The 760-nt window shown below is 58.0% G+C and carries 1 protein-coding gene; it reads right to left on the bottom strand.

The annotated features are described in order from the left end of the window. Nucleotides 1–440: DUF2314 domain-containing protein (locus EN925_RS38185; protein WP_128337483.1), on the bottom strand; the 440-nt coding region annotated here is incomplete at its 3' end. Nucleotides 441–760: the final 320 nt, after the last annotated feature.

Genomic DNA, 760 nt, shown 5'->3' with positions numbered 1-760 from the left:
TTGTTGAACATGACGCACACGGTGAAGCTGCCGACCTGACGTCCGCCGCGTGTGTATCCCCAGTCGGAAATATCGTCCCTGGTGAATTCTATGTTCTGGCCGAGGACGACGTTGTGCACTTCCTCCGGCTGGTTTGCCAATATGCCGACAAATCCGGTTTCGGTGCGGCGGAACGGTATGACCCAGAAGTGTTCGGTGACGTTGCCGTCCCGTACCTTGACCTTCAATTTGAACCTCTCTGTGTCGGCGGGAGGCGCCTCGGACAGTGCCAGGAAGTCGTCCAGGCTGGCGAGCGCCTGCGCGGTCGCCGCTGCCATCTCTGGGTCGCCGGGAGTGAAGATAATTGTTTTGTCGTCGCCCGGATCCGTGGCTTGTGCGCCGGCCAATCCTGGAGCAAACGCCAGCATCAGGGACATCGCAGTCCGGACTGCAAGCTTCATGGAAGGCCCCCCTTCATGTCAACGGTCGACACCATCCCGCATTCGACGTCGGTTTGCAACCGTAGCGCGAGTTTGATCAGCGTTGGCGTGGCGGTTTTTGAACTGATCCGCGAGACAAAATGTGTATCGACGATCGGTCAGCGCTCTGTTTCGTGATGCCGCCCGAGATGGATTGCGGCGGCTGCGTGGTGATCGAAAGCCGCCCGTCACAATCGGCCAAGTGACTCTTTTCGCGGACAGAAGTGCGTTCATTGGGGGAGCCGAAGCGGCCTGAAATGATCTAGGTCGCAGATAATGTGTCGGAATTAAGCCTATGATAT

This window comes from Mesorhizobium sp. M7A.F.Ca.US.006.04.2.1 (assembly GCF_004022915.1).
Taxonomy (GTDB): domain Bacteria; phylum Pseudomonadota; class Alphaproteobacteria; order Rhizobiales; family Rhizobiaceae; genus Mesorhizobium; species Mesorhizobium ciceri.
This window is presented reverse-complemented; position numbering and strand designations above follow the sequence as displayed.